We start from the raw sequence: 255 nt of genomic DNA on the forward strand, positions 1-255 counted from the left end.
TAAATCATTGCCACTATCATCAAATTCTGCTTCAAATCTATCCGCTTCATTGCCGGCATGGTCCGTAATGGTTGCATTTAAAAGACGCTGGTAAAAAACCTCATGCACGGGTTTGTCTTCCACCTTAACCATAATAAAGGGGTATGTGCGCATTAATCGCATAACCGCTTCACCATGCTTTGGGGATTGTGAAGTGCGAATTCAGGCAGAATGACCTTTAAGCCCCGCGGCAAAAGCACACCATATTGGGCAATC

General features: G+C 44.7%; 1 pseudogene. It reads right to left on the reverse strand.

The features are described 5' to 3' along the window. Positions 1-152: 152 nt before the first annotated feature. Positions 153-255: pseudogene (locus J7R12_RS09160) on the reverse strand (tail protein X); the annotation flags it as partial.

Origin of the sequence: Bartonella vinsonii subsp. vinsonii, from assembly GCF_902825235.1 — a bacterium.
GTDB classification, from domain to species: Bacteria; Pseudomonadota; Alphaproteobacteria; order Rhizobiales; family Rhizobiaceae; genus Bartonella; species Bartonella vinsonii.